We start from the raw sequence: 16,574 nt of genomic DNA on the forward strand, positions 1-16,574 counted from the left end.
TATCTATGGGTCTGTGCCCCCTGGAATTCGGGGCAAGGAATGGTCTAACAGGATGCCGGGGGGCGGGCGTGGCAGAAGACTTACTGGAAGGATATTATAAAATCCGGATAGATCGGAGATGGGATTTAGAAGACCTGTACAAGTTTCCTCGCGCTTATGAACAGGTATATTTTGCTTTTTTCTCTCTTATGCCGCATGACGACGAATACACTAGATCAAGAATTGATCAGGCCTACGCAACCTTCCCTTGGCGCGGCGGATATAGCGCGGTAAATTTCTATAATCACCTAAAATACACGGTTCCAAAGCGGCAACGTCCTGCAATCAAATCGCTTCAATATGCCTCCCCGGGCTGGATAGAGCTAATTGCAGTCGCGGTAACGGTGTCATTTTTGATCTCTCGTGTAGTCAAGAGTGTCTGCGCGTCAATCGATGCAGCAAATAACACCTACTCGAACATTCATCGGGAGTTGGCAGATCGAAAGCTTCTTAGGATTGAAGTTGAGAAAAAGGAGCTGGAACTTCTTCAGCATAATCTAGACTTTGTTCGAGGCGCAAACCTCGAAATGGCCGAGTTGCTGCAAATTCCCCCGACGCAAATTGCGGAAATTAATCGTCGGACGGGCAGCGACCTAAAGACGCTGAAGATTTTTCTATCCGTGTTCCGCCGAATAAGAATCCTTGCCGACTATCAAAACAAAGGCAAGGCGGACCTGTAGGTAGGGTCAAGCGCGGTTAGGTTCCTACTGCGACCCGCGTGCTACTGCGCATGGCGACGTTGATGGTATCTCCCTCACACGAGGCGGTTCTCGCTGTATTGAGAATCTGATTTAACTGCGGACTTCACTTGGCAATGTGAGGCTATGGAAGCGAAAGATTTCATTCGAAAGTGGCGGGACTCCGCGCTCAAGGAGCGTGCTGCTGCCCAAGCGCATTTTTTGGACCTTTGCCGCTTGCTAGGTGAGCCCACACCCGCAGACGTTGATCCATCAGGCGTCGACTACGGATTTGAGGTCGGTGCGACAAAAACCACCGGAGGCAGGGGGTTCGCCGACGTCTTTAAGCGCGGCTTCTTCGCCTGGGAGTATAAAGGGGCAAAAGCGAACTTAGACGCCGCTTTTGCTCAACTTCAGCGATATGCCGTTGCGCTCGACAATCCGCCTCTGCTCGTTGTGTCAGATATCGGTAGCTTGATCCGTATCCACACCAACTGGACGAATACTGTTTCAAAGGTATACGAAATTCCGATCTCTGACCTCGGAGACGCGAAAAAGAGAGCGTGGCTCAAGGCCGTCTTTTCTGATCCTGAGGCACTTCGACCCAAGAAAACTCGGCAGCAGTTGACCGAAGAGGTTGCGGCAGAGTTCGCAAAGCTCGCGGGTTCGCTTCGTGAACGTGGACACGCGCCGCAACTTGTCGCGCACTTCATCAACCGTCTCGTGTTTTGCATGTTCGCGGAGGACGTCAAGCTTCTCCCGGACAATATATTCTCCAGAATGCTAGACCGAGCACTTGAAGAGCCGGGTGAATTCGAGGCATTCGCCCGTGATCTCTTTGCGGCGATGAAGTCAGGTGGGCGCGTTGGTTTCGAGCGTATTGCATGGTTTAACGGCGGTTTGTTCGATGATGACTTTGTAATAGCATTAACAAGGAGCGAAATAGGGATCGTTCGAGATGCTGCCGCACAGTATTGGGGCGACATTGATCCGTCCATACTTGGTACTCTGTTTGAGCGCGGCCTTGATCCTGAAAAGCGGAGCCAGCTAGGTGCCCACTATACCGACCGTGACAAGATCATGATGATCATTGATCCGGTGATTGTTGAGCCGTTGACGGCAGAGTGGGAAAGGACCAAGGCAGAGATTACCAGCCTGATGGAAAAGGCCTCCATTGGAACAGGAGGCACACGAACGAAAGCCAGAAACCGAGCCCAGACACTGCTAGACCAATTCCTGAACCGGTTGGGTGATTTTCGCGTTCTTGATCCTGCGTGCGGCTCCGGAAACTTTCTTTATCTTGCACTTCGATCATTGAAGGACATTGAGCATAGGGCCCAAGTTGAGGCTGAAGCCTTAGGCCTTCCGCGTGGGTTCCCACGTATCGGGCCCGAAGTCGTTCAGGGCATTGAGATCAATCCCTATGCAGCTGAACTCGCACGCGTATCCGTCTGGATAGGGGAAATCCAATGGATGTTAAAGAATGGATTTTCGGCAAGCCAAAACCCGATTTTGAAGCCGCTCAATACAATTGAGAACAGGGATGCCTTGCTGAATGAAGATGGCACCGAGGCAATTTGGCCGAAGGTGGACGCTATTATCGGGAATCCACCGTTCCTGGGCGGTCGAAAGCTATTGCCCGAACTTGGTGCTGAGTACATATCAAAGATCAGATCGGTGTATGGGAATGCTGTGCCGAACGGCGCGGACTTCGTTTGCTTTTGGTTTCACAAAGCGCAGCAGGTGCTAAGTTTTGGGCCCACACGAGTAGGATTAGTGGCAACGAATTCGATTTCGGGCGGGAAGAACCAGCGTGTTCTCCGATCCATTACTGAAACTTCGAGTATTTTTCGGGCTTGGGACGACGAACCGTGGGCGGTTGAGGGAGCTGCCGTTCGGGTTGCGATAGTGTGCTTCGCCAATTCGTCATCCGAGTCAGTGTTGCTAAATGGTGAGATAGTGGATGAAATTTATCCCGATCTTACGGGCAGGTCGGGACGGGTTGGCGTTAATCTTTCTTCAGTTCTTAAGCTGCCAGACAATCTGGGCATAGCTTTCCAAGGTGTCGTTCCAAGAGGGAGCATCAACAGACGTGATGCTGAACGCTTGGGGTTACCGGAAGCAAGCTTCGTTCTTCCCGGGGGCGTAGCTAGAGACCTGCTCCGAATTGCTGGAAATCCAAACGGTAGGCCAAATTCTGATGTTGTGGTTCCCTATATCGTTGGGGACGAAGTGGTAAATCGCCCTTTGGACAGATACATCATTGATTTTTATGGCAAATCTGAGTTCGAAGCCTCGCTTTATGGTGAGGCGTTCAAATGCATCGAACCAGTCCGACTGCACCGTAGACACATGAATCAGAGGGAAGCTCTAGAGACCTGGTGGCAGCATTGGAATGGTCGTCCCAAGATGCGGCAAGCACTCGCCAACAAGACAAAGTATATCGCCACTCCACGTGTATCCAAGCATAGGATATTCAGGTGGGTATCTTCCGGTATACTTCCTGATAATATGGTGATCGCAATTGCGTCGGAGGAAGATGCAGTTTGGGGAATTCTTAGTAGCCGTTTTCACGAATTGTGGACGCTTCGTCTTTGCACCTTCTTAGGGGTCGGAAATGACCCTCGGTACACGCCGAGTACGGTTTTCGAAACATTTCCATTCCCTGAGGGGTTGAATGCGAAACGTCAGTCATCGACGCACGAGGGAAGCGACCCATTTGAGAAGATTGCAGAAATTGCGAGACGCTTAAATCAACTGCGAGAAACTTGGTTGAATCCCGCAGAGCTTGTCTCGTCTCCTGTCATAGCCGAGCTTGGCTTGAATCCTCAGCTCCACGCGGTTGACGCTTCCGCTGAGAAAGAGTTGCGTGGCCGCACATTGACGAAACTCTACAACGACAGGCCCTCCTGGCTTCGGCAACTCCACTCTGAATTGGATGCTGCCGTCGCGGAAGCCTATGGCTGGAGCGACGCCATTTCGGACGATGATGCACTTGATAAGCTTTTCAAATTGAACCAGCACCGGGGGAGCGATGCGGGCGAAATCATTCATTCACTCGCAGGGTGAGCAGCATACAACAATCGGTCGCTTGATTGACGCCCACGAACGCGTTCAATCAACCCAAATGCTTTCGTGCTTCGCGTACGCAACGAACTCAGGCGCCGCATATTTTGACCTAAAGCTCGGCCACAACATTTGGCCCGTTGTAGAAACGCGTTGGTTGTTCGGCATTGACTATGGCCGTACCGACCCATCTGCTTTGCGCCTAATTGCTGGCAAGCAAAATTCGCAAGTAAGAATTTACGATGGAGCTTTTGTGACTGGAAGTGCCAGCTTCCTACCCAGGAAGGACTTCCATATGAAGGCGGCATTTTTTTTGAATGAAGCTGATGACAGGTTTGGAATGGTAGCAGGCTCAGGGAATTTTTCTGCTGGCGGACTAGTTCGCAACATTGAGTGCGGAACAACACTTGTTGCAACTAGTCAACTCGAATTCCAACGCTCATTTCAGTTGAGCCATATCGCAGCAATTGAACTTTGGAACAACTCGGCACCACTGGAACTGGTCATTGATGACTACGAAGACCGGTGGCGTGCGCTGCGAGGAGCTGAGGAAGAGGAAGAGGAAGAGGACGTTCAGTGCGCGGCATTTTGGATAGAAGCAGGCTATGTGACGCGCAATAGGGGCCCATTTCAGCCCGGAAATCAGATCGATATGCCGAGAGGAATGCACCGGTTATTCGGCCTTGAGCAACCAGTTGGTGCTGGTCCAAACACAATCATAGGCCCCGTCACCTTCTTGCCGCCGAGTGGTGTGCCGGTAACACGAAACTTGCGGCTAGGGAACAATATGATGGAAAAGATTAGCCTCCCAATTCCTGAGGACCATGGCCTCGAAATCTACGATGGAAAAGTTCTGGTGTTTCAGGAAGTTGGTGAAGGATTTTCCATCGTGGCACTAGAGGCCGACGATTTCCAGCAGGCATTCGGATCGAGATTGCGCGGAATTAGATTGATGGGCAGCGGCAGGAGGTACGGCCTCGTCGACGAATAATTAACTAGAGGAAAGCGGCTGTGGTGTTGCTGCCAGTACGAATGATGCGGATGTTGACATCGTAGACGGCACTCCGTACACAGAAAAAAGCTCGAAATCGTACCCAGAAGTCCAATAAGGCTTTGTTTTCGTTTCTGATCTCGGCTTATGCTAAGGTGGTCGCTTCCTCCCTCCGGGCCCACTAGCAATTGGCGTCTCACTCACTCGGCTTAGCTGATGTCCGCTCTCGCCATATTCTAAAATTGACTTTCCGCTCCCGGCCCCAATCTGGCCCTCAAGGTCGGAGCTTGCCCTTAAGCGCAAAGGCCAGTCAGGTCGGACGGCGCCAGGTGCGCAAGTGAAGATGCCGCTGTCTGTCACGACAAGGCCGGACAGGCGTCGTTGGCAGCTTGGTGGGGGAGAAGTGCGTGTGTGTGTTGAAACTACTCAGCGGTCAGCTGTCGCAGCAGCGTGTCGCCCCCAGTGGCCCAGTGTGGCGGCCGTGAAGAAGGCGAAAAAAATCTCGACGAATGTCGGAAGGGCGACCGGCACAAGGAGCCCCCTCCCTCCCCCGAAACAGCACCAGCCCCTCTCGTCACGATGACGGGCCATTGACATAGCTGGGCAGCGCAGCCCCCTTGGTGACGCACCTTAACAAGCGCGGTAAAGGAAAAGCGCACCGTTGACGCCAACGTTCGGCGCGATCACGGGCTGTCGTGCGAGTATAGTCGGCGACTTCGGTCAAATGGCGGGAAGTCTGTTCCCATAGTGAGGGCGAGGCCGCTTTTTCGAGTAAGTAGGAGCTTGGGAAACATTTTATCCTTTCGCCGCGACGAGCAGCGGGATGCATCATCGCGCACTTTCCAGGTCTTGCGCGTGAGTGTCGATTTTCAAGTCTATGGACAAAGATGGAATAAGGCGGGGATAATCCGGGGGTAATCAAGCCAAAAACAAATTTGATTCTTTAATTTCAGCATGGTGTGGCGGAGAGGGGGGGATTCGAACCCCCGATGGGCTTGCACCCATGCCGCATTTCGAGTGCGGTGCATTCAACCACTCTGCCACCTCTCCGCGGGGCCGGTTGGCGCTTTGAAGCGCGGCCGGTTCATAGCGGCAGTTTCGGCCGCTGACAAGGGGCAGAAAGAAGAATATCTTCAAGTCGGTGGCTTTCGCCTTGACAAGGAAGGGCGACTCCCGTAATCCGCGCCATGAAGTGGTGTGGCCTGCCCGCACCGCAGCGGGTAATGGTTTGTGCCCGTTCACTGGCGGAGGTCAAGGGGGTTCCTCGCATCTCTCCGCTCAACGTAGCGACTGACAAAAAGACGGCCTTGTCCACGGGCAAAGAGCCGGACCGAACATGAAAGGATAAAGTATGTTCGCAGTCATCAAGACCGGTGGTAAGCAGTACCGCGTGGCAGCCGACGACGTCATCACCATCGAAAAGCTGGAAGGCGTTCAAGGCGACAAGATTGAATTCACCGAGATCCTGATGGTCGGCGTCGGCGCCGATGCCACCATCGGTGCTCCGTTTGTCGAAGGTGCCGTCGTCAGCGCCGAGGTCGTGGACCAGGGCCGCGCCAAGAAGGTCATCGCCTTCAAGAAGCGCCGCCGCCAGAACTCCAAGCGTTCGCGCGGCCATCGCCAGCATCAGACGATCGTCCGCATCCTGGACATTGCTGCGGCCGGCGGCAAGGCGAAGAAGTCTTCGAAGAAGACCGAAGCCGCCGCTGAAGCTGAAGCTGCAAACTGAGTTCCGGGATCGAAGGTTAAAGGAGAACACCAATGGCACACAAGAAAGCTGGCGGTTCGTCGCGCAACGGTCGCGATTCTGAGTCCAAGCGCCTTGGCGTGAAGAAGTTCGGCGGCGAAGCCGTCATTGCGGGCAACATCATCGTGCGCCAACGCGGCACGAAGTGGCATGCCGGCGCCAATGTCGGCCTTGGCAAGGATCATACGATTTTTGCGCTTACGGCGGGCAACGTGGACTTCCGTACGAAGGCCAACGGCCGAGTCTACGTGTCTGTAATGCCGAAAGCCGAAGCAGCGGAATAAGCCGGTAGCGCTCTAAAACAGCCGGCGTCTCATCGACCCGGCTGACGCACCCGCAAGGTTCAAAAGCCAGACTTCAAAGGGGAGATGGGGCAATACCCAGCTCCCCTTTTCACGTCTCTGGAGGAAGAACCATGCAAACCGAGCTCTTGAGGGAAGACCAATCACGGTCTCCCGAACAAAGGCTGAGGCCTCAGCGGTCAAGGACCGATTGCCCGATATTGTTATCGCCCCGGCTCGTTTTGCGCGCGCCCCACGAAGATGATATCGACGCCCTTGCCCATCTTGCCAACAACGCCAATATCGCCACCATGGTCTCGCGCATGCCGCACCCCTACACGACGGCGGATGCGGCCGATTTCGTGCGACGCGCCAAAGCCGGCACGATTGGCCCCGGCACGATTGGCAAGTGCGTCTACGCGATCACCAAAGCGGACAATGGCGCATTCCTCGGCTGCTGCGGGATCGAGCCGCATGCCGACGGCAAGACGGTCGAGCTCGGCTACTGGCTGGGCGAACCCCATTGGAACAAAGGCTATGCGACGGAGGCGACGCAGGCACTGACCGACATGGCCTTTCGCACCCGCGATATCGACCAGATCGATGCGCGCTGCCGTGTGATGAACATGGCTTCGCGCCGGGTCATCCAGAAGTGCGGCTTCCAGTTCCAGGGCTCCGGCATGGTCGACAGCCTGGCGCTCGGCGGCACCATTGCCGTCGAGTGGTACCGGCTCGACCGCAAGACTTGGGTTTCGCTCAGAAGCTGGGGAGGCATGCGATGAACGCGCTCGTTCCCGAACGGTCGCGGGTGGTCGCCCGCCCCGATCCCGGCCCCTGCCCCATCATCGAGACGCAGCGGCTGCGTCTGCGCCCGCACCGGCTTTCCGATGCCGCGGCGATCGCCGAATCGCTCGGCGATTTCCAGGTGGCGCGCATGCTGGCTCGGGTGCCGGCGCCCTACCACCAGCAAGATGCGCTCGACTGGCTGAACCGTCAGACGGCAAGCGTCCTGCCCGACTGGATGCTCGCCGTCACCTCCGGCGACGACGTCCATATCGGCTGCGTCGGCATCGAATTCCGGCGGAGCGAATGGCACGTTGGCTACTGGCTGAACCGCTTCTATTGGGGCAAGGGCCTGGCCAGCGAGGCCGTCCATGCCGCCGTCGAACGCTTCTTCCGCCGCATGCCGGAGGCGGTGCTGCATTCGGGCGTCTTTGCCGACAACCCGGCCTCGCTCAAGGTGCAGGAGAAGCTCGGCTTCCGCATCACCGGCTGCAGCCAGATCTATGCGCTCGCGCGCAATGCCATGGTGGCGCATATCGAAACGCGGTTGACGGCGGAGGACCTGCGCCGGCCGGCTTGACGAACAGAACCCGCCGGAGCTCAGCTTTGGCGGGTCCTTCATGCGATAGTCTTTGACCTCTGCCGGAACCGCCTATATCGATGGCGGCGACTGCAAGAGAGCAAGGATGCGCGGTCTTCCAGCTTTATCCTTCCTCACCCCAGATGAAGCCGAACACGCAAGAAATGGCGAGCCGATGAAATTCCTCGATGAAGCGAAAGTCTATATCCGGTCCGGAGATGGCGGCGCCGGCGCCGTCTCTTTCCACCGCGAGAAATTCATCGAGTTCGGCGGACCGGACGGCGGCGACGGCGGCCGCGGCGGCGATGTCTGGGTGGAGGCGGTCAACGGCCTCAACACGCTCATCGACTTCCGCTACCAGCAGCACTTCAAGGGCAAGACCGGCGTTCACGGCATGGGCCGCAACCGCACCGGCGCGAAGGGTGCCGACGTAACGCTGAAGGTGCCGGTCGGCACGCAGATTTTCGAGGAAGACAACGAGACGCTGATCGTCGACATGGTCGCGGAAGGCCAGCGTTATCGGCTCGCGGCCGGCGGCAATGGCGGCTTCGGCAACGCCCATTTCAAATCCTCGACCAACCAGGCGCCGAACTGGGCCAATCCCGGCCTCGAGGGCGAGGAGAAGACCATCTGGCTGCGCTTGAAGCTGATCGCCGATGCGGGCCTCGTTGGCCTGCCGAATGCCGGCAAGTCGACCTTCCTTGCCGCCTGCACGCGCGCCCGGCCGAAGATAGCCAACTATCCTTTCACGACGCTGCACCCCAATCTCGGCGTCGCCACCGTCGACGGGCAGGAATTCATCATCGCCGACATTCCCGGGCTGATCGAGGGCGCCCATGAGGGCGTCGGCATCGGCGACCGCTTCCTCGGTCATGTCGAGCGCACCCGGGTGCTGCTGCACCTGGTTTCGGCTCAGGAGGAAGATGTCGCCAAGGCCTACAAGACCGTCAAGCACGAGCTGGAGGCCTACGGCGGCGGGCTCGAAGACAAGCCGCAGATCGTCGCGCTGTCGCAAATCGACGTGCTCACCGACGAGGAGTTGAAGGCGAAATCGAAGGCGCTCGCCAAAGCCTGCGGCGCGCCGCCGCTCCTCATCTCGGCCGTGACCAACAAGGGCATGACCGAGGCGCTGCGGGCACTGCGCGACGTCATTTCCTCCGCCAAGGCCGGCGAGGAGCAAGCCTGACATGGCCGCGAACCGCAAACCGCTCGAAAAGCACCGCCGGATCGTCATCAAGATCGGCTCGGCCCTGCTCGTCGACCGCCAGACGGGGCTGAAAAAGAGCTGGCTCGACGCCATGTGCGCCGACATCGCGGCGCTAAAGGGCAAGGGCGTCGAAGTGCTGGTCGTTTCCTCGGGCGCCATCGCGCTCGGCCGCACCGTATTGAACCTGCCGGCCGGCGCCCTGAAGCTCGAGGAAAGCCAGGCGGCCGCCGCCGTCGGCCAGATCGCCCTCGCCCGCGCCTGGTCGGAAAGCCTTTCTACCGACCAGATCATCGCCGGCCAGATCCTGCTGACGCTCGGCGATACGGAGGAGCGACGCCGCTACCTGAATGCGCGCGCCACGATCAACCAGTTGCTGAAGCTCGGCTCCGTGCCGATCATCAACGAGAACGACACGGTCGCCACCACCGAAATCCGCTATGGCGACAACGATCGGCTCGCCGCCCGCGTGGCGACCATGGTCGGCGCCGACCTGCTCGTGCTGCTATCCGACATCGACGGGCTCTATACGGCCCCGCCGCATCTCGATCCGGAAGCCCGCTTCCTCGAGACGATTGCGGAAATCACGCCGGAGATCGAGGCGATGGCCGGCGGTGCGGCCTCGGAACTGTCGCGCGGCGGCATGCGCACCAAGATCGATGCCGGCAAGATCGCCACAACGGCCGGTTGCGCGATGATCATCGCTTCCGGCAAGCCGGTGCATCCGCTGAAGGCGATCGAGGCCGGCGCCCGTTCCTCCTGGTTCGCGCCTTCCCGCTCGCCGGTGACGGCGCGCAAGACCTGGATCGCCGGACAGCTCCTGCCGGCCGGTTCGATTGCGATCGATGCCGGCGCGGAGACGGCGCTGCGCTCCGGCAAGAGCCTGCTTCCGGCCGGTGTCCGCCAGGTGACCGGAACGTTCAGCCGCGGCGACACGATCGCGATCCTCAACAATTCCGGCCGCGAGATCGCCCGCGGGCTCGCCGGCTACGACGCCGACGAGGCGCGCCAGATCGCCGGCAAGAAATCGGCCGAGATCGCCGCGATCCTCGGCTACGCCGGCCGCACCGCCATGGTGCATCGCGACGATATGGTAATGACGGCTCCCTCGGAACCATGATCCGGGGCGGAAAAGGACGAGAAGAAAGGCAAGCTCCATGCTTGACACGGTCGAGAACGGCTCAGACGTCAATGCGATCATGCTGGAGATCGGCCGTCGCGCCAAGGCGGCCGCCCGGCCGCTCGCCATTGCCAGCGCCGAGCGCAAGCATGCGGCGCTCATCGGCATGGCCGAGGCAATCATCGCGAGGAGCAGCGACATCCTCGCCGCCAACGCGACCGATCTCGCAAACGCTGAAGAGAGCGGTGTCGCCAAGGCGTTCATCGACCGGCTGACGCTGACGGACGGCCGCATCCGCGACATGGCGGACGGCATCCGGGCGATCGCGGCGCTGAAGGATCCGGTCGGCGACGTCATTGCCGCATGGGACCGGCCGAACGGCTTGCATATAGAGCGCGTCCGCACGCCGCTCGGCGTCATTGGGGTGATCTATGAAAGCCGTCCGAACGTCACGGCGGATGCCGGCGCGCTCTGCCTCAAGGCGGGTAATGCGGTGATCCTGCGCGGCGGCTCCGACAGCTTCCATTCGTCGCGGGCGATCCATGCCTGCCTGGCCGAGGGGCTGAAGGCTGCCGGCCTGCCGGAAGAAGCGATCCAGATGGTGCCTGTCGCCGACCGCGCCGCCGTCGGCGCCATGCTTTCGGGGCTGAACGGGGCGATCGACGTTATCGTGCCGCGCGGCGGCAAAAGCCTCGTCGCCCGGGTTCAAAACGAGGCGCGCGTGCCGGTCTTCGCCCATCTCGAAGGCCTTTGCCATATCTATGTCGATGCCTCCGCCGATCTCGATATGGCGAAAAACATCGTCGTCAATGCCAAGATGCGCCGAACCGGCATCTGCGGCGCCGCCGAGACGCTGCTGATCGACCGCAACGCCGCCGACCGGCTGGCGAAACCGCTGCTTAAGGGTTTGCTCGACGCCGGTTGCGAGGTGCGCGTTTCCGACGAGCTACAAGGCCTGTTGCCGGGCCTGAGAGGCGCAACCGACGAAGACTGGGCCACCGAATATCTGGACGCGATCATCTCGGCGAAGCTCGTCGACGGCATTTCCGGCGCCATCGAGCACATCAACAGCTGGTCTTCGGCCCACACGGAGGCGGTGATCGCCGAAGACGCGGCCGTCGTCGAGCGCTTCTTCACCGAAATCGACTCGGCGATCCTGCTGCACAATGCCTCGACGCAGTTTGCCGATGGCGGCGAGTTCGGCATGGGCGGAGAGATCGGCATTGCCACCGGCAAGATGCATGCCCGCGGTCCGGTCGGCGTCGAGCAGCTGACCTCGTTCAAATATCGCGTGCGCGGCACAGGACAGGTGCGGCCCTGACGACACCTGCGGATGTGAAGCCGGAATATCTGCGCATGCCGCATGTCGAGAGCGGCATGGCCGTCGGCCTGTTCGGCGGATCGTTCAACCCGCCCCATGAGGGCCATGTGCTCGTTGCCGAGACGGCGCTACGCAAGCTCGGGCTCTGCCAGCTCTGGTGGATGGTGACGCCCGGCAATCCGATGAAGGACCGCAACAATCTCGCGCCGCTCGCCGAGCGGATCGCGATGAGCGAGAAGATCGCCGGCAATCCGCGCATCAAGATCACGGCCTTCGAGCAGGCGCTCGGACAGAGCTATACGGCGCGCACCCTGGAGTTCGTCCGGGCACGCAACCGCGGCGTCCGCTTCGTCTGGGTGATGGGGGCCGACAATCTCCGGAGCTTTCATCGCTGGCAGGACTGGCGCCGGATCGTCGGCACCTTCCCGATCGCGGTGATCGACAGGCCGGGCTCGACGCTCGCCTATCTGTCGTCGCCCATGGCCAGGACCTTCAGTCAGGCGCGAATCGACGAGGACGACGCGCCGAGCGTCGCATCTCGGCCGCCGCCGGCCTGGACTTTCATCCACGGACCCCGCTCCTCACTAAGCTCGACGGCGCTCCGTTCCGCCAAATCCGGGTGAATTCCCGTCATTTACGTCTCGCGTCTTGAAACCGTACCGGTTTGGTGCCTACATTTGACGCACGGTTCGACCTCAATCACGGACCGGAAGTGCTTGTTCTGTTCATTCGGAAAGGAAAGACCCTGACAACAGCACACGCCAAGGGATATGCGGTCTCCGCAGTCCCGCGCAGCACGGAACTGAGCGACGAAGCCGCTGTCCGTGCGCTTAAGCTGGTCCTCGAAAGCCTAGAGGACTCGAAGGCAGAAGATATCATCACCATCAACATTGCCGGAAAGTCGGCGTTGGGAGACTTCATGGTCGTCGTCTCCGGCCGTTCGAACAGGCATGTTATGGCCATTGCCGACCACCTGGTGACGGACCTGAAGGACGAGGGCCTTGGCAATCCCCGCGTCGAAGGTCTCGAAGGTGGCGACTGGGTGCTGATCGACACCGGCGATGTGATCGTTCACATCTTCCGGCCCGAGATCCGGGAATTCTACAACATCGAAAAGATGTGGGCGGCCCCGGAGGTCGAGGACAGCACCCTGCACTGAGACGCGCCGCCCGTCCCTGACCGATCGCCTCAGGACGGAGCGACGACCGGTGCCGATTTGAGATGCCGCTGCCATCACCCGACCGGGAGGATGGCAGCAGAAGGGTTTTTGCCGATCGAAATCCCCTTCGATCGGATGCCGGTGGGGATGGAAACGGGTCAATGCGAATCGGACTTTTCGCAGTCGGCCGCCTCAAGGCGGGGCCGGAAAAGGATCTCGCAGCCCGTTACCTCGATCGCTTCGCCAAGGCGGGACCGGCCATCGGCCTGGAACTGGCGCGCGTCGTCGAAGTCAACGAGAGCCGCGCCGCCAACGCGGAAACACGCAAGCGCGAGGAAGCGGCCCAGCTCGAAAAGGCGCTTGCCGAGGGCAGCCTGCTGCTCTTGCTCGACGAACGCGGCAAGGCGCTCGATTCGGAGAGTTTCGCGACGCTGCTCGGCACGTTGCGGGACGGCGGCAAGCGCGATCTGATGATCGCCATCGGCGGTGCCGACGGGCTCGACCCGACGCTTCATGCCCGGGCCGATTCCGTCCTCTGCCTCGGCAAGATGACCTGGCCGCACCAGCTCGTGCGCATCCTGATTGCCGAACAGCTCTATCGGGCCGTGACGATTTTGGCCGGTCATCCGTATCATCGTGCGTGAATCTCATTCGTCGGCAATAACAAGAATATGTATTGGTGGGCTGCGGCAAATCGGATTAGGGTTTCCTGATTTATTTGCTTAGCCCACGAGACAGGATGACGCGCGCCAGGAACAGAGACGTCGCCCGGATGAAATTTGCCGTCGGGCAGGTCGGTCGGCACGCGGCGATCGCCGCCGTTCTCCTGTTGAGCGGCGCGCCGGCACTGGCGCAGGATCCCGGCGCGGCCGCTCCGGGCCCGACCGCTGCGACGCAGGGGCCGCCGGATCCCGCCGCCGACCTGACCCTGAGGCGCGACAGCACACGCAGCGAACTCGAGGCGCTGTCGAAGACGATCGGCGTTTCGCGTGATCGCGCCGCGGCTCTCGAGCAAACGATTGCCGAGATCGACAAGAGCAATGCTGCGCTGCGCTCGGCGATCGTCGATTCGGCGGCGAAGCGCCAGGACCTCGAACGGCAGATCGCCGAGGGCGAGAAGAAGCTCAACGAGCTGCGCGCCAAGGAGGACGTGGTCAAGCGCTCGCTCAGGGGCCGGCGCGGCGTACTCGCCGAGGTGCTTGCCGCCCTGCAACGGATGGGCCGCAACCCACCGCCGGCGATCTTGGTGACGCCGGAAGATGCGCTTGGCTCCGTTCGCAGCGCCATCCTGCTCGGCGCCGTCGTTCCAGAAATACGCGAGCAGACCGACAGCCTCGTCGCCGATCTCAAGGCGCTTTCCGACATCCGCGCCGGCATAGCGAGGCAGCGGGACGATCTGTCGGCGACGATGACCGCCAATCTCGAGGAAGAGCGGCGCATGTCTATGCTCGTCGCCGAGAAGGAAAAGCTGCGGCAGCAGAACGCGACGGAACTCGCCTCCGAGCAGCTCAAGGCGGAGGAACTGGCCCTGCAGGCGACCAATCTCGAGGGGCTGATCTCCTCGCTCGAAAACGAGATCTCCTCGGTGCGCGAGGCAGCCGCGACGGCGCGCGCGCAGGAGGAGGAACGGCTGCGGATGAACGAGGCCGAGCGCCAGGCGGCGCGGGAATTGGCCAAGAGCGCGGTGCCCGACAAAAACCGTATTGCGCCCGCATATGTGTTTTCGGAATTGCAACAGAGGCTCAGCTATCCGGTCGCAGGCTCGATCCTGCGGCAATTCGGCGACGCGGACGGCACCGGGCACTCGCTGCAGGGGATCATGCTGGAAACCAATGCAGGCGCGCTGGTGACCACGCCGGCGGACGGATGGGTTGTCTATGCCGGCAGCTTCCGCAGCTACGGACAGATGATCATCCTCAATCCCGGCGACGGCTACCATATCGTGCTTGCCGGAATGGAGAGCGTAAGCGTCCGCCCGGGGCAATTCGTCGTGGCAGGCGAGCCGGTGGCGACGATGGGTGCAAAAAGAGTGGCGAGTGCGGCGGCCTTGACGCTGGAAACCGACAGGCCAACGATTTACATTGAATTCCGAAAAGACGGAAAGCCGGTTGATTCCCGACCGTGGTGGACCGCAGCAGAAGTTGGAAAGGCGCGAAATGATACGTAGAGCTTCACTTGTTCTGGTCGGGGCGCTGATGGGGGCGACGGCGATGGGCGTCGTCTATTCGGCAACGATCCCGGCCGTGGCGGCCAATTCGTCCACCTATCGCGAGCTGGCGATTTTCGGCGATGTGTTCGAGCGCGTGCGCGCTCAGTACGTGACGCCGCCGCAGGACGACAAGCTCATCGAGAATGCCATCAACGGCATGCTCTCCTCGCTCGACCCGCATTCGAGCTACATGAACTCGGCCGATGCCGAGGATATGCGCACCCAGACGCGCGGCGAGTTCGGCGGCCTCGGCATCGAGGTGACGATGGAAGAGGATCTCGTCAAGGTGACGAGCCCGATCGACGATACCCCTGCCGCCCGCGCCGGGGTGCTTGCCGGCGACCTGATTTCGAAGATCGACGGGCAGGACGTCCGCGGCCTAAAGCTCGAGGAAGCGGTCGACAAGATGCGCGGTGCCGTCGGCACGCCGATCAAGCTCACCATCCTGCGCAAGGGTGCGGAGAAGCCGATCGAAGTGACGATCGTTCGCGACGTGATCGCCGTGCGTGCCGTCAAATACCGCGTTGAAGGCGATGTCGGCTATCTCCGAGTGATCTCCTTCACGGAGAAGACCTTCGACGACCTGAAGAAGGGCATCGAGAAAGTCAAGGCGGACGTCCCGACCGACAAGCTCAAGGGCTATGTGCTCGACCTGCGACTCAACCCGGGCGGTCTGCTCGACCAGGCGATCAATGTTTCGGACGCTTTCATGGAACGCGGCGAGGTCGTCTCGACCCGCGGCCGCAACCCGGACGAGACGCGCCGCTTCAACGCGACGCCGGGCGACCTGACGGACGGCAAGCCCGTCATCGTCCTCGTCAACGGCGGCTCAGCTTCGGCATCGGAGATCGTCGCCGGTGCGCTGCAGGATATGAAGCGCGCGACCGTGCTCGGCACGCGTTCCTTCGGCAAGGGCTCGGTTCAGACGATCATTCCGCTCGGCGACGCCGGCGCACTGCGCCTGACGACCGCGCTTTATTACACGCCGTCCGGCAAGTCGATCCAGGGCACCGGCATCACCCCGGACATCAAGGTCGAACAGCCGCTGCCGCCGGAACTCCTCGGCAAGGTCGAGGCCCAGGGCGAGTCCGATCTGCGCGGCCACATCAAGGGCCAGAACGAGGACGACGAGGGCTCCGGTTCGGTCGCCTATGTGCCGCCGGAGGCCAAGGACGACATTCAGCTGAACTACGCGCTCGACCTCCTGCGCGGCAAGAAGACGGATCCGTCCTTCCCGGCCAATCCCGAACAGGCCGAGCTCAAGAAGTAAGCGGACGCGAAGCGGATGAGACAAAGACGCCGGGCTGTTCAACCCGGCGCCTTTATATTATGCATCGGCGATGTAGCCGACTGCCGATGATTCTCGCGAGCGGGGCGCATCCCTCACCGGCAACGTT

At 60.2% G+C, this 16,574-nt stretch carries 14 protein-coding genes, 1 tRNA gene and 1 pseudogene; 15 read left to right on the top strand and 1 reads right to left on the bottom strand.

Features of this window, described 5'->3' with window-relative positions; genetic code table 11:
- Positions 1-68: 68 nt before the first annotated feature.
- The 3 genes from NXT3_RS18425 to NXT3_RS18435 all read left to right on the top strand — a co-directional run bounded on the left by NXT3_RS18425 (position 69) and on the right by NXT3_RS18435 (position 4,773).
- Positions 69-719 (top strand): hypothetical protein, encoded by a 651-nt coding sequence (locus tag NXT3_RS18425; RefSeq protein WP_158665358.1) that lies wholly within the window; start codon positions 69-71, stop codon positions 717-719.
- A 144-nt stretch (positions 720-863) separates the two neighbouring features.
- A complete protein-coding gene (locus NXT3_RS18430) occupies positions 864-3,785 on the top strand; it encodes a class I SAM-dependent DNA methyltransferase (RefSeq protein ID WP_104839826.1) in 2,922 nt (973 codons plus the stop codon).
- Complete coding sequence (locus NXT3_RS18435) at positions 3,751-4,773, top strand: hypothetical protein (RefSeq protein WP_104839827.1); 1,023 nt, start codon at positions 3,751-3,753, stop codon at positions 4,771-4,773. Before NXT3_RS18430 ends, NXT3_RS18435 begins: the two co-directional genes overlap by 35 nt.
- Positions 4,774-5,733: 960 nt before the next feature.
- Here NXT3_RS18435 and NXT3_RS18440 read toward each other — a convergent pair.
- Positions 5,734-5,823 (bottom strand) — tRNA-Ser (locus NXT3_RS18440).
- 301 nt (positions 5,824-6,124) lie between these two features.
- On the opposite strand from NXT3_RS18440, the pseudogene rplU reads away from it, so the two are divergent.
- From rplU to NXT3_RS18505, 12 genes and pseudogenes are all read left to right on the top strand, one after another.
- Positions 6,125-6,436 (top strand): annotated as a pseudogene (gene rplU, locus NXT3_RS18450) (50S ribosomal protein L21); the annotation flags it as partial.
- A gap of 98 nt (positions 6,437-6,534) precedes the next feature.
- Entirely contained in the window at positions 6,535-6,804 is a 270-nt protein-coding gene (gene rpmA, locus NXT3_RS18455; protein WP_012709652.1) for a 50S ribosomal protein L27, read from the top strand.
- 131 nt (positions 6,805-6,935) lie between these two features.
- On the top strand, positions 6,936-7,583 hold the full coding sequence (locus NXT3_RS18460; protein ID WP_037417909.1) for a GNAT family N-acetyltransferase: 648 nt from the start codon (positions 6,936-6,938) through the stop codon (positions 7,581-7,583).
- The gene (locus NXT3_RS18465; RefSeq protein WP_037417912.1) at positions 7,580-8,164 is read left to right on the top strand and encodes a GNAT family N-acetyltransferase; all 585 of its coding nucleotides are present in this window, start codon (positions 7,580-7,582) and stop codon (positions 8,162-8,164) included. The genes NXT3_RS18460 and NXT3_RS18465 overlap by 4 nt, the downstream gene beginning before the upstream one ends.
- 175 nt (positions 8,165-8,339) lie before the next feature.
- Entirely contained in the window at positions 8,340-9,350 is a 1,011-nt protein-coding gene (obgE, locus tag NXT3_RS18470) for a GTPase ObgE (protein ID WP_037417924.1), read from the top strand.
- Position 9,351: 1 nt separating this feature from the next.
- Positions 9,352-10,488: a glutamate 5-kinase gene (gene proB, locus NXT3_RS18475; protein ID WP_104839828.1), complete on the top strand. Its 1,137-nt coding sequence runs from the start codon at positions 9,352-9,354 to the stop codon at positions 10,486-10,488.
- 37 nt (positions 10,489-10,525) lie between these two features.
- Positions 10,526-11,809: a glutamate-5-semialdehyde dehydrogenase gene (locus tag NXT3_RS18480; protein ID WP_037417931.1), complete on the top strand. Its 1,284-nt coding sequence runs from the start codon at positions 10,526-10,528 to the stop codon at positions 11,807-11,809.
- A 56-nt stretch (positions 11,810-11,865) separates the two neighbouring features.
- A complete protein-coding gene (locus NXT3_RS18485; protein ID WP_234828122.1) occupies positions 11,866-12,432 on the top strand; it encodes a nicotinate-nucleotide adenylyltransferase in 567 nt (188 codons plus the stop codon).
- Positions 12,433-12,476: 44 nt separating this feature from the next.
- Positions 12,477-12,968, top strand: coding sequence for a ribosome silencing factor (gene rsfS / locus NXT3_RS18490; protein ID WP_423827875.1), 492 nt, complete (start codon positions 12,477-12,479; stop codon positions 12,966-12,968).
- Between the two features lie 161 nt (positions 12,969-13,129).
- Entirely contained in the window at positions 13,130-13,612 is a 483-nt protein-coding gene (gene rlmH / locus NXT3_RS18495; protein ID WP_037417938.1) for a 23S rRNA (pseudouridine(1915)-N(3))-methyltransferase RlmH, read from the top strand.
- Between the two features lie 95 nt (positions 13,613-13,707).
- On the top strand, positions 13,708-15,135 hold the full coding sequence (locus NXT3_RS18500) for a murein hydrolase activator EnvC family protein (RefSeq protein ID WP_234819766.1): 1,428 nt from the start codon (positions 13,708-13,710) through the stop codon (positions 15,133-15,135).
- The gene (locus NXT3_RS18505; protein ID WP_037417945.1) at positions 15,125-16,447 is read left to right on the top strand and encodes a S41 family peptidase; all 1,323 of its coding nucleotides are present in this window, start codon (positions 15,125-15,127) and stop codon (positions 16,445-16,447) included. The genes NXT3_RS18500 and NXT3_RS18505 overlap by 11 nt, the downstream gene beginning before the upstream one ends.
- Positions 16,448-16,574 lie beyond the last annotated feature (127 nt).

The sequence above is a fragment of the Sinorhizobium fredii genome, assembly GCF_002944405.1.
Taxonomy (GTDB): domain Bacteria; phylum Pseudomonadota; class Alphaproteobacteria; order Rhizobiales; family Rhizobiaceae; genus Sinorhizobium; species Sinorhizobium fredii_C.